This is a genomic window from Mesorhizobium sp. M0001 (genome assembly GCF_040324255.1).
Lineage (GTDB): Bacteria > Pseudomonadota > Alphaproteobacteria > Rhizobiales > Rhizobiaceae > Mesorhizobium.
In genome coordinates, this window is sequence record NZ_JAMYVS010000001.1 from 984865 (window position 1) to 1002723 (window position 17859).

The window sequence follows — 17859 nt, forward strand, 5'->3', positions numbered from 1 at the left end:
CCGGAAGGTTCATTTCTTGAGTTTGCCTGAAGGGTTGTAGTTTATGATGTCCTGCGCCCGAATCCAGCCGGGCTCGCCGCGCTTCAAGTCTTTTTGCGCGCGCATGGCGAAAATTTTCGCATTCGTGTAATCGCCGGAATAAAAGTGGCCCTCGGCGGTGGCGAGTTCCGCCGCCGGAATGTTGCCAAGCTCGCCATAGGCCTGGGCGAGATAGCGGTATCCGACCGTGTTTTCCTTGTCGCGCCCGAGACCGTTGTTGATCTGCACCACCGCCTTCTTCAGCGAGTCGGGCGTGCCGATGGCCATCAGCGCCTGGCCGAGGGAAACGGGCAACAGGCCCGACCTCACCGGATCGAGGCTGACCGCCTTGGCATAGGCGTCCGCGGCGTCCTTGGGCTTGTTGGCCTTCATCAGTATGTCGCCGCGCATTTCCTGGAAGTAGGGGTTCTTCGGCTGTTCCTTGATCAATGCATTGGCCTTGGTCAGTGCTGCACCCAGATTGCCGTAGAGATAGGCCATCTGCGCTTCGCCATAGCGCGAGGCGAGGCTGCCCGGGGCCTTGCGGATCAGCCGCGTGGCGGCGGCCTGGCCGCCCATATAGGCGGCGATCTTGATGCGCATCATGTCGTGCCGCTGCTGCAGTGCCGGCGGATCGACCTTGTCGACGTTAGGGCTCTGCTTGACCAGCACTTCGAGATTGGCGATGCGCTCCTGCGGCATCGGGTGGCTGATGCGGTAGGGATCGACCTGCGTGCCGGAAAGCGACAGCGCGCTCTGGAAGCGGGCGAAGGTCTTCAGCATGCCCATGCCGGACTGGCCGGTGGCATTGAGATAGGTGATGGCAGAGCGGTCGGCGGTCGACTCTTCGGTGCGCTGGTAGGCAAGAATGCTGCGCTGCGCCATCTCGCCGCCGCCCGCAGCCACGCCCATGCCGGCGCCGGCAAGGCCGCGGCTGTTGGTGGTGGCGCCGGCAACGATGGCGCCGGCGCCAAGCAGCGTGGCGATGATGGCCATGGTCTTGGCGCGCTCGAGCTGGTCGCGCAATTTCTGCTGATGGCCGCCGGCGATGTGGCCGGCCTCGTGGGCGATGACGCCGATGATCTCGTTGGGCGTTTCGGCCTGCATCAGCGCGCCGGTGTTGATGAACAGCCGGCGCCCGGTAACGAAGGCGTTGAAGCTCTGATCGTTGACCAGAACGATATCGACACCGTCATTGGCAAGACCGGCCGCCTTGAAGATCGGCCGCGCATAGTCGCGCACCAGCGCCTCGATCTCGGCATCGCGCACGACCGGCACCGCCTGCGCGAAGGCCGTCACCGAGCCGGTGACAGCGACGGCGGCGGCAAGCAAAAGCGTCGCGAAGCCGCGCGCTGTCTTCCCGATGGAAGATTTGGACATCGTCGATTTGGGTCGGCTCAGCATGAGGTCCACTGGTAAACGAGCGGGCGAACGATGAAAAGTCACGGCACCGAAACTAGGCGAACTTGTGATCCTCACATCAATCGGGCATTTGTGCGGCGCTGCCGCCGGTTGATGGCTTTGAGCGGCGGGCCGGACGGAAAGATTGAGGTCAAATGGTAGTTTCGCTGTCGCGCCGCGGTGAAGTCGAGCCGTTTCACGCCATGGACATTCTGGCCGAAGCCAACCGGCTGAAGGCGACGGGCGTGCCTGTCGTGTCCATGGCCGTCGGCCAGCCATCCGATCCGGCGCCCGTGGGCGTGAGGGAAGCAGCCGCAAATGCGCTGAGGATCGGACGCATCGGCTATACCGACACGCTCGGTCTGGCGGATCTGCGTAAGGCGATCGCGACGCATTGTGGCGACCATTACGGGATCGATGTCGCGCCGAACCGGATCGCCGTGACCACGGGATCGTCGGCCGCCTTCAATCTGGCATTCCTGGCGATGTTCGATCCCGGCGACCGCGTCGCCATCGCAGCACCCGGCTATCCGGCCTACCGCAACATCATGGCCGCGCTCGGTATCCAGATCGTCGAGATCGAGCTCGGCAGCGACGCCTATCTTCATGCCGAACATTTGAAATCGGCGCACCGGGAAAAACCGCTGAAGGGCGTGTTGTTCGCCAGCCCGGCCAATCCGACAGGTGCGGTCATTCCCGTCGACGAGTTGTCGGCACTGGTGAGGACAGCCGAAGAACTCGGCATCGCGGTGATATCGGACGAAATTTATCACCGGCTGGCCTATGCCGCGCCCGACACCACGGCGCTGGCCCATGGCTCAGGCGTGACGGTGATCAATTCCTTCTCGAAATATTATTGCATGACCGGATGGCGCATCGGCTGGATGGTGCTGCCGGAAGCTCTGGTGAGGCCGATCGAGCGCATCGCCCAGAGCCTCTACATCTCGCCGCCGGAACTGTCGCAGATCGCGGCGATCGAAGCCTTCAAGGCGACGCAAGAGCTGGAAGCGGTAAAGGCGCGCTACGCCTGGAACCGCGAGCTGTTGATGCGGCGCCTGCCGGAACTCGGATTTCCCTTGGCGGCGCCGATGGACGGCGCCTTCTACGCTTTCTGCGATGTTACCCGGCATACCAATGACAGCATGGCCTTTGCGCGCAAGATGCTGGCCGGGGCGCATGTGGCGGCGACGCCCGGCCGCGATTTCGATCCACTTCAGGGCCACCGCACGATGCGCTTTTCCTATGCCGGCAGCCATGACGACATGGTCGAGGCGATGGCGCGCATCGAGCGCTGGCTGAAAAGCGGGGACGAGCATGCCGGATCTTGAACAAGCGCTGGCCGATGTCGCCGCCGAGATGGCCGAGCGCACCGATTGCGGTGACGTCGCCACCTACATTCCGCAGCTCGGCAAGGTCGATCCGAAGAAATTCGGCATTGCCGCCGTGACCAATGACGGCCGCGTGCTGGTCGCCGGCGACGCCGACCAGGCGTTTTCGATCCAGTCCATCTCCAAGGTGTTTACGCTTACGTTGGCGCTCGGCAATGTCGGCGACGCGCTGTGGCAGCGTGTCGGACGCGAGCCGTCGGGCAATCCGTTCAACTCGATCGTGCAACTCGAGCATGAGAACGGCATTCCGCGCAATCCGTTCATCAATGCCGGCGCCATCGTCGTGTCCGACATACTGCTTGCCGGCCACCAGCCGCGCGAGGCGATCGGCGAAATCCTGCGCTTCATCCAGTTCCTTGCCGATGACGAAACCATCATCATCGACCGCGAGGTCGCGGCTTCCGAACGCGCCACCGGCTATCGCAACTTCGCGCTTGCCAACTACATGAAATCCTTCGGCAATCTCAACCATGCACCGGAGCTGGCGCTGGGCGTGTACTTCCACCATTGCGCCATCGCAATGAGCTGCCGGCAATTGGCGCTGGCCGGCCGCTTCCTCGCCAATGGCGGCAGAAACCCGGCAACCGGGCACTCCGTGGTGTCTGCCGAGCGGGCGCGGCGCATCGGCGCCATGATGCTGACCTGCGGCCACTATGACGGTTCCGGCGATTTCGCCTTCCGTGTCGGCATTCCCGGCAAAAGCGGCGTCGGCGGTGGCATATTGGGGATCGTGCCGGGTGTTGCTTCGCTCGCCGTATGGTCGCCGGGCTTGAACGCCAACGGCAATTCCAAGCTGGGGTCGATCGCCTTGGAAAAACTGGCCAGGATGATGAACTGGTCGATTTTCGCCCCCTGACGCCTTCCGTCATTCGTGCATGCAAAAATCCCGCGCCGTGGTTTGAACGGCGCGGGATTTTTGTCAGGAACCTATCTTAATCGGCTGAATAGCTTAGAAAAAGCCCTTCCGCTGCCACCAGCCGGCGCGCTTCGGCTTTTCCTCGGCCTTTGCCTCGTCGGCAACGCTGGAGGAAACCACCGGCACCGCGGAGGTATCCGCGGCCACGGCTTTGCGCCGTGACGGGCGAGCCTTGGCGGGCTCGTCGTCGACGGTCGTTTCCGTGGCGGCATCGGCCGCAGCGGGGGCGGCAGCTTCGACGGCAGCTTCCGGTGCAGCCTCGGCCGCCGTCTCATCGGCGACTTCCACCACAGCCTTCTTTGCCCTTGAAGCGCGCTTCTTCTTCGGCTTTTCGGCTGGAGCGTCGTCGTTCGCCGCGGCGGGAGCCGCCGCTTCTTCAACCGCTACGGCTGCTACGGGCTCGCTTGCGGCCGTTCCGACTTCAGCGGCCTCGGCCACCGAGGCGGTTTCGCCGGCTTCGGTCTCCGTGCCGTCTTCGCGACGATTGCGCTTGCCGCCGCGCTTGCCGCGACGGCGCTTCTTGCCCTGGGCGTCATCTGATGCTTCCACCGTTTCGACGGCGCCAACCTGGGCTTCGTCTTGCTGTGTTGCATCGTCATCGCCTGGTTCAGCGGCAAAGTCGTCGCTTGCCGCCGAAACCGAAGCACCTTCGGCGCCATGCTCGCGATCGCCATGTTCGCGTTCGCGATCCTTGCCGCCGCGCCGCCTGCGGCGCTTGCGACGCTTGCGGTCGCGGCCTTCGCCGTCCTCAGCCGATCTCGGCTGCTGCTGCTGCGATTGCGGCTGCGCCTGGCGCGGCTGCTCGGCCTGTACCACAACCTCGTCGTCTTCCTCCTCGATGACGATCTCGTCCTCGGGCTCTTCCGGCTCGACATAGGCCGGGAAGGTTCGCGCTTCGACAAAGCCTTCCGGCTTTTCGGCAATGGCGCCGCGGAAGATCGCGTAGTGCTGCACACCGACCGTATCATCGGCCTCGACGGTGATGGTCAGGCCAAAGCGGCTTTCGAGTTCCACCAGCGTGCCGCGCTTGTGGTTGAGCACATAGAGAGCGGTCGCCGCCGGGGTCCGCACCGTGATGTGGCTGCGCGAATCCTTGAGCAGGAATTCCTCGATCGCCCGCACCACCATCAGCGCCACCGACGAATCGGAGCGCACATGGCCAGTGCCGCCGCAATGAGGGCACGGCTTCATGGTTGATTCCAGCACGCTGGCGCGGATGCGCTGGCGCGACATCTCCATCAGGCCGAAATGCGAGATGCGGCCGACTTGGATGCGGGCTCGGTCGTTCTTGAGGTGATCCTTCAGCCGCTTCTCGACGGAGCGGTTGTTGCGGTTCTCCTCCATGTCGATGAAGTCGATGACGATCAGGCCGGCGAGATCGCGCAGCCTTAATTGCCTGGCGACTTCTTCCGCCGCTTCAAGGTTGGTGTGGAGAGCGGTGTCCTCGATCGAGTGCTCCTTGGTGGAGCGGCCCGAATTGACGTCGATGGCGACCAGCGCCTCGGTCTGGTTGATGATGATGTAGCCGCCGCTCTTCAGCGTCACCTGCGGCTGCAGCATGCGGTCGAGCTGCGCCTCGATCCCGTTGCGCACGAAGATCGGCGTCGTGTCGCGGAACGGCTGAACCACCTTGGCGTGGCTCGGCATCAGCATGCGCATGAAATCCTTGGCCTCGCGGTAGCCTTCCTCGCCGGAGACAAGAATCTCGTCAATATCCTTGTTGTAGAGGTCGCGCACCGAGCGCTTGATCAGGCTGCCTTCCTCATAGACGAGGGCAGGGGCGGTGGATTGCAGCGTCAGATTGCGGACGTTTTCCCAAAGCCGCATCAGATATTCGTAGTCGCGCTTGATTTCCGCCTTGGTGCGGCTTTCGCCGGCGGTGCGCAGGATGACGCCCATGCCCTGCGGCACTTCGAGATCGGCAACGACCTCCTTGAGGCGCTTGCGGTCGACCGCACTGGTGATCTTGCGCGAAATGCCGCCGCCGCGTGCGGTGTTGGGCATCAGCACGGAATAGCGGCCGGCAAGCGACAGATAGGTGGTGAGTGCAGCGCCCTTGTTGCCGCGCTCTTCCTTGACCACCTGCACCAGCAGGATCTGCCGGCGCTTGATGACTTCCTGAATCTTGTACTGGCGGCGCACCGGCTTGCGGCGGCTGCGCACCTCTTCCAGCGCATCCTCGGCGCCTACGGATTCGATCTCGTGGTCGTCCGGATGCGAGGACTGCACCTCTTCCAGCATGCCGCGATCATTGTCCTCGGAGGTGGCTTCGCCACTTGCCTCGCTGGACGACCTTTCGTCACCCGGCTCCGCCGCAGGGACAGCTTCGGAGATCACATCCGCTTCGACGCTTGCCGCGATCGATGTCGGGCCGCCTTCCGACGGTTCGGTCCCGGATGTCTCGGCGTCGGAGGCTTCGCTGTCGCCATGCCCGGCATGATCGTCATGCCCGGCGGTATTGGCCGCGGCATGCTCGGAAGCAGGCGCTTCGGAGACGGCATCGCTGCCGGCATCGCCATGTTCGCCGTTCTCATCATCGGCGCCGGCGTCGCGCTTGTGTTCGCCCCGCTCACGACCCTTGCCGCCGCGCCGGCGGCCGCGCCGGCCGCGATCGCGGCTCTGGCGGTCGTCGCCGTCATTGTCCTCGTTCTCCTCGTCCTCGGCTTCCTGCGCTTCAGCGCGCAGCAAAGCCTGACGATCGGCGACCGGGATCTGGTAATAGTCGGGGTGAATTTCACTGAAGGCGAGGAAACCGTGACGGTTGCCGCCATATTCGACAAAGGCTGCCTGAAGGGAAGGTTCGACGCGCGTTACGCGGGCGAGATAGATGTTTCCTTTGAGCTGCTTCTTGTCCTGGGATTCAAAGTCGAATTCTTCAATACGGTTACCGCGGATAACGACAACGCGTGTTTCCTCCGGGTGGGAGGCGTCTATCAGCATTTTGTTGGGCATTATTTCGTTTCCTCCCGGCAGCCGTCAGCCGCAGCTTGCGAGGCAAAGCCCGCTGCTGCGTGTCTGGGATGTGGGTGCCGGATGTCTGAATGTCCGCCGGACGCCGCTTGAGCGCCATGGCGGTGCCGCCCGCAGCCACAATGGCGCGGTTTGATGCGGACCTTTCCATGATTGCGCTTGAAGCCATCGTCACCAGCAGAACCTTTTGAACCAAAGCCCGGACGAACCGGACCAGCTTGTTTGCTCATACAGAGCCGGCACGGGAACAAACCCGGCCGTTTTCCTCACGCAGGCGATTCCCCCGCCACGGGCGCACACCTGCGAAATTCGTCGCGATCACCTAAGCCTTTTCGCTGGAGCGAAAGGAGCCGCCTTTCATCTGACCTGTAGCAGGAAGCTGCGGGAGAAGCGGTTCCAGGATTGCAGTGATCCACCATCGCTTTTATGATTTGACGGGGTGGAAGGCAACCCCGATTTCGGATGCCGGCAAAAAGCAGTGCCGTAACGGAAGCACAGGCCTTAATCCTCGATGAAAAGGCTTGGTTAACCTTCTCTGGATACCAATCGTTAATCGAGTCTGCGGCCTGACCGGCATTTCGACCAACCACGCGGGCGCAAGCGCCAAACCGGGAGCGACTGCAAAGAAATGGGACTGGCGGGCATCACAGGCAAGGGCCATGGCCGTGCAGGCCGTTTCCTGCGCGCTGCCGGTGTGCTGTTGCTGCTGGCGCTTTGCCTTGCTTTTGCGCCGGTTTCACGCGCCGCCGATGCGCCACTCGGCGCCACCGCCTACAAGATGGCCGGCGACGCAACCAAGATGCGCATCGTCATCGATTTCGACCGCGAGCCCGACATCAAATGGTTCCTGCTGCGCGGCCCCAACCGGCTGGTCGTGGACCTGCCGCGCACCCGATTCGCCATTGGCGCGAAGGACGCCAAGGCCCGCGGCCTGGTCAAAGCGGTGCGTTATGGCGATCAGGGCGAGGGATCGCGGCTGATCCTGACCGGCAAGGGGCCGTTCTCGGTCGACAAGCTCGAGGTGCTCAAGAACGAGGACGGCGCAGGCTATCGCATCGCCATCGACATGTCGGCAGCCTCCGACCGCGAGTTCGACGAAGCCCTTGCCAACCAGGCGCTGACCACCGGCTCGACCGTCTCCACCGACAAGGGCTCCAGGGTCGGCACAGGGCCGATCTCCAATCCCGGGCATCGCTTCACCATCGTCATCGATCCCGGCCATGGCGGCATCGACGGTGGCGCCGAAGGCCTCAACGGCACCATCGAGAAGAACGTGACGCTGGCCTTCGCCACCGAACTGCGCGACAAGCTCGCCGCCGTCGGCAACTACGACGTGTTCATGACGCGCGATACCGACGAGTTCCTGCGGCTCGATGACCGCGTGCGCATCGCCCGTCAGCACGAGGCCGACCTTTTGATCTCGATCCATGCCGACACGATCAGCGTCAAGGGTATCAGAGGCGCCACCGTCTATACCGTCTCCGACAAGGCATCCGACCCGGAAGCGCAGGCGCTTGCCGACCGCGAAAACCTCTCCGACCAGTTCGCCGGCATGGTGATCAAGGACGACAACAAGGAAGTCACCGACATACTGATCGACCTGATCCGCCGCGAGACGCATAATTTCTCGATGAGCTTTGCCCACACTCTGGTCGGCCAGTTGTCCACCAGCGTCGGCCTGATCAACAATCCGCAGCGCTCAGCCGGCTTCAAAGTGCTGAAAGCGCCCGATGTTCCGTCGGTGCTGGTCGAACTCGGCTATCTCTCCAACGCCAAGGATGAGGCGCAACTGCTCGACGCCGACTGGCGCGGCAAGGCGGCGCAGAGCATCACCAATGCCGTCGCCCTGTTTGCCTCCGCCAAGATGGGAACGGGAACCGGAGGCTGAGATGGTCGCCGCCGCCCACAACCGGAGGCAGCGTTGCACGCCGACAACACCAGGCGCTTTTATTTCCGGTGGGGGATGCCGAAACCGGGCACTGCCGTATTTTGCCCACATGGTGGCGACATGGGTTTTCCATCACGGATCGGGACAGTTGCGAAGGCTTGCGCGAAAGGCGGCTTCGTCTAGGAAATTCCCGGACCTCGGACTGGAGCGGGCATGATTCGTCTTATCGGCTATTTCTTTGGTATCGGCACGACGCTGGCGCTTATCGTCGCCGCGGGCGTGGCGATATACATCAGCCATCTATCGAAAGACCTGCCCGACTACGAGGTTCTGGCCAAGTACGAGCCGCCGGTGACGACCCGCATCCATGCTTCCGACGGCTCGCTGATGGCCGAATATGCGCGCGAACGGCGGCTCTATCTGCCGATCCAGGCGGTTCCGGACCGGGTCAAGGCGGCGTTCCTGTCGGCCGAGGACAAGAATTTCTACAACCATCCCGGCATCGACATCACCGGGCTTGGCCGCGCCATCTACGTCAACCTGCAGAATCTGGGTTCGGGCAGGCGCCAGGTCGGCGCCTCGACCATCACCCAGCAGGTGGCGAAGAACTTCCTCTTGTCCTCGGACCAGACCTACGAGCGCAAGATCAAGGAGATGATCCTGGCCTTCCGCATCGAGCAGGCTTATTCGAAGGACCGCATCCTTGAGCTCTATCTCAACGAAATCTTCTTCGGTTTCGGCGCCTATGGCGTTGCGGGCGCGGCACTGACCTATTTCGACAAGTCGGTCAACGAACTCACCGTCGCGGAAGCCGCCTATCTGGCGTCGCTGCCGAAGGGGCCCAACAACTACCATCCCTTCAAGCATGCCGACCGCGCCATCGAGCGCCGCAACTGGGTCATCGACCAGATGGTCGAGAACGGCTACGTGACGCGCGAGGAAGGCGACAAGGCCAAGGCCGAGCCGCTCGGCGTGACTCCGCGCCGCAATGGCTCTTATTTGTTTGCGGGCGAATATTTCACCGAGGAAGTGCGCCGCCAGATCATCTCGCGCTATGGCGAGAACGCGCTCTATGAGGGCGGCCTTTCGGTGCGCACGACACTCGATCCGAAGATCCAGCTCATCGCCCGCAAGTCGATGCAGAACGGCTTGCTCAAATACGACACGCTGCGCGGCTATCGCGGACCGGTGACGCATATCGATGCTTCCGGCGACTGGGGCGTGGCGCTGGGCAACGTCAAGGGGCTGGAAGACGTGCCGGAATGGTCGCTTGCCGTCGTGCTCGACAGCTCGGCGACCGGCCTTTCCATCGGCCTGCAGCCGACGCGGCAGATTTCGGGCGATATCGTCAAGGAACGCGTCGAAGGCGCCGTCAGCAAGGAAGACATGAGCTTTGCCATGCGCCATGTGGTCGATGGCAAGACGGTCAAGGCCAAGTCTCCGGCCGATGTACTGCAGCCCGGCGACGTCATCTTCGTGCAGAAGAACGAAGGGTCGGAAGGCGCCTACACGTTGCGCCAGGTGCCGGAAGTGGAGGGCGGCCTGATCGCCATGGATCCACATACCGGCCGCGTGCTGGCCATGGTCGGCGGCTTCTCCTATGCGCAGTCGGAGTTCAACCGCGCCACGCAGGCGATGCGCCAGCCGGGATCGTCCTTCAAGCCGATCGTCTATTCGGCCGCGCTCGACAATGGCTATACGCCGGCCTCGGTTATCATGGACGGACCGATCACCATCCAGAGCGGCAACACGACCTGGACGCCGAAGAACTATGACGGCACGGTGGCCGGCCCCGCGACCTTGCGCTCCGGCATCGAAAAGTCGCGCAATTTGATGACGGTGCGGCTCGCCAACGACATGGGCATGAAGCTGGTGGTGGAATATGCCGAGCGTTTCGGCGTCTACGACCATCTGGCGCCGTATCTGCCGATGGCGCTGGGTTCCGGCGAGACGACGGTGATGCGCATGGTGTCGGCCTATTCGATCATGGCCAATGGCGGCAAGTCGATCAAACCCTCGCTCATCGACCGCATCCAGGACCGCTACGGCAAGACCGTGTTCAAGCAGGACGAGCGCGGCTGCGAAGGCTGCAATGCGCCCGAATGGAACAACCAGCCCGAACCGGAACTGGTCGACAATTCCGAGCAGGTGCTCGATCCGATGACGGCCTACCAGATCACCTCGATGATGGAAGGCGTGGTCCAGCGCGGCACCGGCGCCACCATCGCCGAGCTTGGCCGCCACATCGCCGGCAAGACCGGAACGACCAATGACGAGAAGGACGCCTGGTTCATCGGCTATACGCCGAACCTCGTCGTCGGCCTCTACATGGGTTACGACACGCCGCGCGGTCTCGGCCATGGCGCCACCGGCGGTGGTCTGGCGGCGCCTATCTTCAAGGACTTCATGCGCGTTGCGCTGGACGGCACGCCCAATGTCGACTTCAAGGTGCCGGAAGGCATGAACCTGGTCGCCATCAACCGCAAGACCGGCATGCGTGCCGCGTCGGGCGATCCCGGCACCATCATCGAAGCCTTCAAGCCCGGCACCGGCCCCGCCGACAGCTATTGGGTGATCGGCATGGGCGCCGACGGGTCCAACGGCGCCGGCGGACCGCTATCGCCGCAGGCTACGGAAGCTATCCAGGCACCCGGCGGCGGACTCTACTGACGACCTGATTTTTTACGTCGAATGGGCTGGCTTGTTGAGCCGGCCCATTTCGCTTTACAGGCAGCAATGCCGTGCCTATGTATCGCGCCGACCCAAGCGCCACTTCAAAAACAGGACAGAACAACCAGCCATGCGCGCGGAAACGCAGAATATTGTCGACGAGATCAGGCAGGCGATCACCCTGCTGAGGAGGCATCTTTGACTGGGATCAGGCCATAAAGCGGCTTGAATACCTGAACGTGCGCGCCGAGGATTCCAGCCTCTGGAATGATCCGCTGGAAGCGCAGAAGCTGATGCGCGAGCGCCAGGGCCTCGAAGACGGGATCGCCGGCGTCAAAAGCCTGGCTCAGGCGCTGGAAGACAATATCGGCCTGATCGAACTGGGTGAGGAAGAGGGCGACCAGAGCGTGATCGCCGAGGCGGAAGCAGCCCTCCGCTCGATGCAGGGCGAGGCCAAGGCCCGCCAGGTCGAGACGCTGCTGTCGGGCGAGGCCGACGCCAACGACACCTATCTCGAAGTCCATGCCGGCGCCGGCGGCACCGAGAGCCAGGACTGGGCCTCGATGCTTCTGCGCATGTATACGCGCTGGGCCGAGCGTCGCCGTTTCAAGGTCGAAGTGCTGGAAGTCCATGACGGCGAAGAGGCCGGGATCAAGTCCGCCACGCTCCTGATCAAGGGCCACAATGCCTATGGCTGGCTGAAGACCGAGTCGGGCGTTCATCGCCTGGTCCGCATTTCACCCTATGACAGCAATGCGCGCCGCCACACGTCCTTCTCCAGCGTCTGGGTCTACCCGGTCGTCGATGACAGGATCGAGATCGACGTCTCGGAATCCGATGTACGCATCGACACCTACCGCTCATCCGGTTCGGGCGGCCAGCACGTCAACACCACGGACTCGGCGGTTCGCATCACCCATATCGCCACCGGCATCGCGGTTGCCTGCCAGGCCGAACGCTCGCAGCACAAGAACAAGGCGAAGGCCTGGGAAATGCTGCGCTCGCGCCTTTACGAGGAAGAGCTGAAGAAGCGCGAAGCGGTGGCCAATGCCACAGAAGCGTCGAAGAGCGACATCGGCTGGGGTCACCAGATTCGTTCCTATGTGCTGCAGCCCTACCAGTTGGTGAAGGACCTGCGCACCGGCGTCGAGAGCACCAGCCCGTCGAGCGTGCTCGACGGCGACCTCGACGACTTCATGGAAGCCTCGTTGTCGCAGCGCATCGAGGGCGGTGCCGGTGAAGCCGTGGCCGACCTCGACTAGGATATGTCCATATTCAGCTGAGGCCGGGCTGCGAATGGCTGATTCCTGCGCTTCCGCCACTTTCGACTCGGCTGACTTGAATAAGAACATCCCTTGGCGGGGGAGCGAAGGAGGAACCATGACTCGCAGGCTCACCGGCAAATGCTTTTGCGGCACGGTTCAGTATGAAGTGGCGGACGAGTTCGTCTATGCCGCGATCTGCCATTGTTCGAACTGCCGGCGCACCACAGGTTCCGCCTTCAAGCCCTTCGCCGGCATCGAGCGCGAGAAACTTGCCCTTGCCGAAGGGCATCACGGGCTCATCCATTTCGGCGATGACAGCGGCCACGATGCGCATTGCAGCCGCTGCGGCTCGTTGCTGTATTCGCTGGTCCGCGACGGCGCCTATGTCCATGTCGCCATGGGCACGCTGGTCGACGATCCGACGATCCGGCCGACCGCGCACATCTTCGTCGGCTCCAAAGCGCCATGGTTCACCATCGCCGACGACTTGCCGCAATATGAAGGGCATGTGATCGCCGGTCCAGGCGAAGTATAGGCTGGAACCACATTCGGCCAATCCCGTTGTTTCGATGCCCGTCTGCCGGGAGTTGAGCCTGGCCTTGGATCTCGTCAGCGGTTGCAGATAGCGGCGTAGATGTGCGGCCTCGCGCAGCAACTTCTTGCGCCAGCCTAGGAATCAGCCCAGCATCCGAGGGCTGGAAGAGAAAAAGCATTTATGGCCGGACGCGGCATATCTGCGACCTGACGATCCGGCCACTGGGAAGACACGTTCCGGGAACGGGCAAGCGAACGCTTGATGCTCGTTTGAAAGGAACGCTTCCATGTCTGCTGCCACTCTCCGATCGGCCAGAGCCGTTCAACCGGCTGGCCGACTCCTGTTTTCCTTGTTCGTGACCCCGATCTTTGCCATCGCGATGCTTGCGATGGCGGTGCTGACCGCACCCGCCTTCGCCCATGACGCCAAGCCCACGGCGGCGAAGCCGCAAGGCTGGAGTTATCCCTTCGCCTGCTGCGCAAACTACGACTGCCGCACCACCCATACCGGCGAGGTGCTGGAAAAGCCGGAGGGCTATGTCATCGCCGGAACGGGGGAGGTCGTTCCGATGAGCGACAAGCGGGTCAAGGACTCACCCGACGGCGATTTCCACTGGTGCGCGCATCAGGCCGGCCTCGACGCAGGCAAGACGATCTGCCTGTTCGTGCCACCGCGTTCCTACTGAGTTCTGTTGGCAGTTCTCATCGGAAGGCCGGCCTTGGTGCTGAAGGCGCTTGCGTCAGACGGCAGCAGCGAGTGCCGAGGCGAAGTCGCGATACGGGCGCAGTGGGCGACCCAGAAGTGCCGTCAGGCGCTCGACGTCGCCGGCCTCGGGCAGCATCCCGTCGGTGAAGAAGCGCTCGCCCATCAGGCGCATGTCGTAGGCCATCCAGGCGGGCAGGAACTGCTTGAGATTTTGCTCAAAACCCTCCGTATTGTCGCCGCTGTAGCTGATCGGGCGGGCGAGTACGTCTGACCAGATTGCGGCAATGTCCGTCCCGGTCAATGTCTGCGGACCGACGAGGTTGATCCTCTCGAACGCAAGCGGCTCCTTGGACCGTTCGCGACGCAGCAGCTCAAGAGCGGCGATCTCGGCGATATCGCGGGCATCGATCATGGCGAGACCCTTGGGGCCGATCGGCATTGGGTAGGTGCCGTAGCCGGTGATGACGTCTTCGACCGTCAGATCGTTCTGGATGAAGTAGGCCGGGCGCAAGATCGTAGCTTTGAAGTCCATCTGCTCGATCATTCGCTCGACGCCGAACTTACCCGCGAAATGCGGCACGTTCACATAGACGTCAGCGTGGATCACCGAGAGATAGACGATCCGCTCGATGCCGGCCGATCGGGCGACGTTCAAGGCGATCAAAGCCTGGGTGAATTCGTCCGGCACCACGGCGTTCAAGAGAAACAGCGTGGAAACGCCAGACATGGCTTTGCGCAGCGAATCGACATCGAGAAAGTCGCCTTGCACGACCGATACGCCTGCCGGAAAACTGGCTTTCGACGGATCGCGCACGAGAGCACGCACATCGGCGCCGCGCTTGGCGAGCTGTTCGACGACTTGGCGGCCGATATTGCCGGTGGCGCCGGTAACGAGAATGGTCATGGAATTTCTCCTGTTGGGTTGCTTGACAGTCCCAATATGTGTGGCTCAAAAAGAGCCCAGTAGACGGCAATTTTAGACACGTCGTCTCACTGGTGGGACAGTCATGGATCTTTTAGCCCTTGCCGATTTTAACCTCGTGGCTCGCCATGGCGGCTTCGGCAAAGCGGCAAGGTCCACCGGCCGGCCCAAGGCAACGTTGTCCCGGCGCGTTGGCGAATTGGAAAGCAGTCTCGATCTGCGTCTGTTCGAACGGGGTGCGCGTAACCTGAAGCTGACCGAAGAAGGACGGGCGCTCTTCGAGCGGACGGGGGCGTTGCTTGCCGAGCTGGACGAGACGGCATCGGCGATTGCCTCGGGCGGTCAGAGACCCAAGGGCAGATTGCGGATCAGCGCGCCTTTGCATTTTTCGCAGACTGCAATGGGGAGGATCGCTGCGGGATTTGCCCTGAGGTATCCTGAGGTGAGGCTTGAAGTGACCACCGAAGACCGGCATGTCGATATGATCGAGGAAGGCTACGATCTGGTAATCCGGGTCAATCCGGATCCCGATGAAAGCCTGGTCGGACGGGCGTTTCTCCGCGACCGCCTGGTCGTTGTGGCGAGCCCGGACCTTCCTCGCCCGGCCGATGGGCTCGCCGCTCCTGGCGTTGCGCGCGGGACAGGCGAGCGGCAAACATGGCAGGTGAAGACACCAGGTGGCCGGGCAACACTTAGAATCGAGCCGGTCCTCGCCTTGTCGACGCTCATCATGGTCCGGGATGCGGTGCGAGCCGGCATCGGCGCAGGACGGCTTCCCATTTCGTTGGTGGCCCACGACCTGGCTGACGGCACACTGGTGAATTGGGGGGATATCGACGGCCCCGAAATTTCTCTATGGACGCTCTACCCGTCGCGGCGGCTGCTCAGCGCGCGCGTGTCGGCGTTCCTGGATTTTCTGAAACAGGCTTTCCCAAACGGGACGCCGGACGAACTGGCCGCCTATATCGGCAGGTGACGACGATTGGGAGGTGACGACGGGTCCGCTTCGGCCAGAGCGCCGCTCGGCTCGATCGATCAGAGCCTGCTGACAGACAGTTGTCAGGAGCCTTCCTTTATGGTGCCTTGCCGCATGGGTGGCGGCAACGGAGAGGAAAGCTTTTCATGACCATCAAGGCCAGCTGTCATTGTAAGGCGACGACGTTCGAGGTTTCGCAGGCGCCCGAGACGGTAACACAATGCACCTGCTCGTTCTGCTCCAAGCGCGGTTCGCTGTGGGCTTACTACGTTCCGTCGCAATTCAAGCTCACCAGCTCGCCGGAAAACGTTTCCTTCTATCAATGGGGATCGAAGACCGTCAAACACGGGTTTTGCGCCATTTGCGGCTGCGGCACCTTCACCGAAACGCCGGACTGGTCAACCGGCAAACCGGACTTCGACAATCCCAAGATATCAGTCAATTCGCGGCTGTTCGACGATTTCGACCTCGATAAGGTCGAGGTGGTCGTCATTGACGGCAAGAACCTCTGGTAGGCCAGCACCAGCCACCGAAGCGGAAGAGTGGCGCGAGCGGGGAAAAGCCGCTTTCGCCGCTCGGTTTTTCGCCGCATTTCATGTTACAAGACCCGAGAAGGGCTTATATGCGCGAGCGCAAAGGCCGCGCTTTGGAGAGGGACGATTCTATGAAAAAGACTGTGCTCGTCGCCGTTGCGACGGCTGTGCTGGTGAGTGCCTGCACCACGACCGATCCGTACACCGGCGAGCAGAAGGTTTCGAACACCGCAGCCGGCGCCGGCCTTGGTGCCCTGGCGGGCGCGGGCCTCGGCCTGCTTGCCGGCGGCAATGACCGCCGCAACGCGCTGATCGGCGCCGGTATCGGCGCGCTGGCCGGCGGCGCCATCGGCGCGACCATGGACCAGAACGAGGCTGAACTGCGCCGCCAGCTCGAAGGCACCGGCGTCAGCGTCACCCGCACCGGCGACCAGATCATCCTCAACATGCCGTCCGACATTACTTTCAACGTCGACCAGGATGCGGTGAAGCCTGGCTTCTACCAGGTGCTGAACTCGGTTGCGCTGGTGCTGAAGAAGTTCAAGCAGACCACGGTCGACGTGTTCGGCCACACCGATTCGACCGGCGGCGACGAACACAATTTCGATCTGTCGCAGCGCCGTGCATTGGCGGTCGCCAACTATCTCTCGGGCCAAGGTGTCGATTCGCGCCGCTTCGCCGTCACCGGTTTCGGCAAGACCCGTCCGATCGCGTCCAATGGAACGGCGGCCGGCCGTGCGCAGAACCGGCGCGTCGAGATCCAGCTTTCGCCGCTGACCTGATCAGGTCGGCATCGAAACGCGAAGGCGGCCCCGCAAGGGCCGCTTTCTTTTTGGGCTCCTGTGGTCCGCCAAAAGGTCTAATGCATTAGAGATTTCTAATAATCCCTTTCCGGAGACCTTGGAAGGGATTAGCATTGGTGCGGTTCCAGAGGGGATGGGGCGATACAAACGGCCGCGCAGTCACTTAGTCGGCCCCGGTCCTGCACGGCCAGATAAGGAAATCTGGGAGGAATGCATGACAAGAACAGCTCGTCTTGGGCGTTGCGGCGTCCTCATTTTGACAGGTCTGGTCTCAGCTTGGTGCGCAGCCGCCACGGCTCGAGCCGAGGACGCCAACAAAGCCGACATCGAAGCTTTGAAGAAATCGCTCGCCAAATATGAGGACTACACGGTCGCCGTCCGCGACCTTTATCTGTCGACTGTCGGGTGTGTCTATTACAGCGGGGACAGGATCGAGGGCGCAATGGACTATCCGAAGGGCGCTATGGGCATCCATTTCGTCAACGTTCCGAGTGTCGGTCAGAAACTCGATCCGATGCGCCCCAATGTGCTGATCTACGAGCCGACCAAGAAAGGCTTGAAATTGGTTGGCGTGGAATGGCTGATGCCCCTGACGCCAGACACCAAGGAACCTCCAAAACTATTTGGCCAGACCTTCATGGGACCGATGGAAGGGCACTATCCGCTCATTCCGAGGGAGTTCGTCCACTACGACCTTCATGCCTGGCTGTTCAGAGACAATCCGAACGGCATGTTCAGTCCGACCAACCCGAACGTGAAATGCAGCAAGGCAGAGTTTCCGATGCTGGAAAAACCGACCAAGATGATGCCCGGCCCGATGTGACGGACGGGCCAGGATAGGAGCTTGCCAAGAGTGCAAGCCGGCCGGC

General features: G+C 62.5%; 14 protein-coding genes. 11 read left to right on the forward strand and 3 right to left on the reverse strand.

The window, feature by feature from the left end:
* Positions 1–9 precede the first annotated feature (9 nt).
* Positions 10–1422, reverse strand: a complete 1413-nt coding sequence (locus NKK50_RS04765; RefSeq protein WP_023691221.1) for a M48 family metalloprotease — start codon at positions 1420–1422, stop codon at positions 10–12.
* Between the two features lie 152 nt (positions 1423–1574).
* Between NKK50_RS04765 and NKK50_RS04770 the strand changes: the two genes are divergently transcribed.
* Both NKK50_RS04770 and NKK50_RS04775 read left to right on the forward strand, forming a co-directional pair.
* Positions 1575–2747 (forward strand): pyridoxal phosphate-dependent aminotransferase, encoded by a 1173-nt coding sequence (locus NKK50_RS04770; protein ID WP_023725769.1) that lies wholly within the window; start codon positions 1575–1577, stop codon positions 2745–2747.
* Positions 2734–3663 (forward strand): glutaminase, encoded by a 930-nt coding sequence (locus NKK50_RS04775; protein WP_023691223.1) that lies wholly within the window; start codon positions 2734–2736, stop codon positions 3661–3663. Before NKK50_RS04770 ends, NKK50_RS04775 begins: the two co-directional genes overlap by 14 nt.
* Positions 3664–3756: 93 nt before the next feature.
* On the opposite strand, the gene NKK50_RS04780 is transcribed toward NKK50_RS04775, so the two are convergent.
* On the reverse strand, positions 3757–6675 hold the full coding sequence (locus tag NKK50_RS04780; protein WP_023691224.1) for a ribonuclease E/G: 2919 nt from the start codon (positions 6673–6675) through the stop codon (positions 3757–3759).
* Between the two features lie 646 nt (positions 6676–7321).
* Here NKK50_RS04780 and NKK50_RS04785 point away from each other — a divergent pair.
* The 5 genes from NKK50_RS04785 to NKK50_RS04805 all read left to right on the forward strand — a co-directional run bounded on the left by NKK50_RS04785 (position 7322) and on the right by NKK50_RS04805 (position 13736).
* Complete coding sequence (locus tag NKK50_RS04785) at positions 7322–8581, forward strand: N-acetylmuramoyl-L-alanine amidase (protein ID WP_023833719.1); 1260 nt, start codon at positions 7322–7324, stop codon at positions 8579–8581.
* Positions 8582–8794: 213 nt separating this feature from the next.
* Positions 8795–11251, forward strand: coding sequence for a penicillin-binding protein 1A (locus tag NKK50_RS04790; RefSeq protein ID WP_023695364.1), 2457 nt, complete (start codon positions 8795–8797; stop codon positions 11249–11251).
* A gap of 130 nt (positions 11252–11381) precedes the next feature.
* Positions 11382–12513 (forward strand): peptide chain release factor 2 gene (gene prfB / locus NKK50_RS04795; protein ID WP_352543139.1). Its coding sequence is split into 2 segments (ribosomal slippage): positions 11382–11447 and positions 11449–12513, totalling 1131 coding nucleotides; the frame shifts between segments, so codons are not numbered across the junction.
* A 118-nt stretch (positions 12514–12631) separates the two neighbouring features.
* Positions 12632–13051: a GFA family protein gene (locus tag NKK50_RS04800; protein ID WP_023833718.1), complete on the forward strand. Its 420-nt coding sequence runs from the start codon at positions 12632–12634 to the stop codon at positions 13049–13051.
* Between the two features lie 286 nt (positions 13052–13337).
* Positions 13338–13736 (forward strand): hypothetical protein, encoded by a 399-nt coding sequence (locus NKK50_RS04805; protein ID WP_023708478.1) that lies wholly within the window; start codon positions 13338–13340, stop codon positions 13734–13736.
* A 54-nt stretch (positions 13737–13790) separates the two neighbouring features.
* Here the strand turns inward: NKK50_RS04805 and NKK50_RS04810 are convergent, their stop codons facing one another.
* The gene (locus NKK50_RS04810; protein WP_023833717.1) at positions 13791–14660 is read right to left on the reverse strand and encodes an NmrA/HSCARG family protein; all 870 of its coding nucleotides are present in this window, start codon (positions 14658–14660) and stop codon (positions 13791–13793) included.
* Positions 14661–14763: 103 nt separating this feature from the next.
* Here NKK50_RS04810 and NKK50_RS04815 point away from each other — a divergent pair, with 103 nt between their 5' ends.
* The 4 genes from NKK50_RS04815 to NKK50_RS04830 all read left to right on the forward strand — a co-directional run bounded on the left by NKK50_RS04815 (position 14764) and on the right by NKK50_RS04830 (position 17813).
* Positions 14764–15654 carry a LysR family transcriptional regulator gene (locus tag NKK50_RS04815; protein WP_023681487.1) on the forward strand — a complete coding sequence of 297 codons (891 nt, stop codon included), beginning with the start codon at positions 14764–14766 and terminating at the stop codon, positions 15652–15654.
* A gap of 146 nt (positions 15655–15800) precedes the next feature.
* The gene (locus NKK50_RS04820; RefSeq protein WP_023667471.1) at positions 15801–16169 is read left to right on the forward strand and encodes a GFA family protein; all 369 of its coding nucleotides are present in this window, start codon (positions 15801–15803) and stop codon (positions 16167–16169) included.
* 149 nt (positions 16170–16318) lie between these two features.
* Entirely contained in the window at positions 16319–16969 is a 651-nt protein-coding gene (locus tag NKK50_RS04825; protein WP_023667470.1) for a YiaD family glycine zipper/OmpA-like lipoprotein, read from the forward strand.
* Positions 16970–17204: 235 nt separating this feature from the next.
* Positions 17205–17813, forward strand: coding sequence for a hypothetical protein (locus tag NKK50_RS04830; protein WP_023667469.1), 609 nt, complete (start codon positions 17205–17207; stop codon positions 17811–17813).
* Positions 17814–17859 lie beyond the last annotated feature (46 nt).

What these genes read in the sequence shown, in the direction of transcription:
- NKK50_RS04800 (WP_023833718.1), top strand. Translation starts at nt 12,632, where the DNA reads ATGACTCGCAGGCTCACCGGCAAATGCTTTTGCGGCACGGTTCAGTAT.
- NKK50_RS04790 (WP_023695364.1), top strand. Translation starts at nt 8,795, where the DNA reads ATGATTCGTCTTATCGGCTATTTCTTTGGTATCGGCACGACGCTGGCG.
- NKK50_RS04825 (WP_023667470.1), top strand. Translation starts at nt 16,319, where the DNA reads ATGAAAAAGACTGTGCTCGTCGCCGTTGCGACGGCTGTGCTGGTGAGT.
- NKK50_RS04780 (WP_023691224.1), bottom strand. Translation starts at nt 6,675, where the DNA reads ATGCCCAACAAAATGCTGATAGACGCCTCCCACCCGGAGGAAACACGC.
- NKK50_RS04810 (WP_023833717.1), bottom strand. Translation starts at nt 14,660, where the DNA reads ATGACCATTCTCGTTACCGGCGCCACCGGCAATATCGGCCGCCAAGTC.
- NKK50_RS04775 (WP_023691223.1), top strand. Translation starts at nt 2,734, where the DNA reads ATGCCGGATCTTGAACAAGCGCTGGCCGATGTCGCCGCCGAGATGGCC.
- NKK50_RS04805 (WP_023708478.1), top strand. Translation starts at nt 13,338, where the DNA reads ATGTCTGCTGCCACTCTCCGATCGGCCAGAGCCGTTCAACCGGCTGGC.
- NKK50_RS04815 (WP_023681487.1), top strand. Translation starts at nt 14,764, where the DNA reads ATGGATCTTTTAGCCCTTGCCGATTTTAACCTCGTGGCTCGCCATGGC.
- NKK50_RS04820 (WP_023667471.1), top strand. Translation starts at nt 15,801, where the DNA reads ATGACCATCAAGGCCAGCTGTCATTGTAAGGCGACGACGTTCGAGGTT.
- NKK50_RS04830 (WP_023667469.1), top strand. Translation starts at nt 17,205, where the DNA reads ATGACAAGAACAGCTCGTCTTGGGCGTTGCGGCGTCCTCATTTTGACA.
- NKK50_RS04785 (WP_023833719.1), top strand. Translation starts at nt 7,322, where the DNA reads ATGGGACTGGCGGGCATCACAGGCAAGGGCCATGGCCGTGCAGGCCGT.
- NKK50_RS04765 (WP_023691221.1), bottom strand. Translation starts at nt 1,422, where the DNA reads ATGCTGAGCCGACCCAAATCGACGATGTCCAAATCTTCCATCGGGAAG.
- NKK50_RS04770 (WP_023725769.1), top strand. Translation starts at nt 1,575, where the DNA reads ATGGTAGTTTCGCTGTCGCGCCGCGGTGAAGTCGAGCCGTTTCACGCC.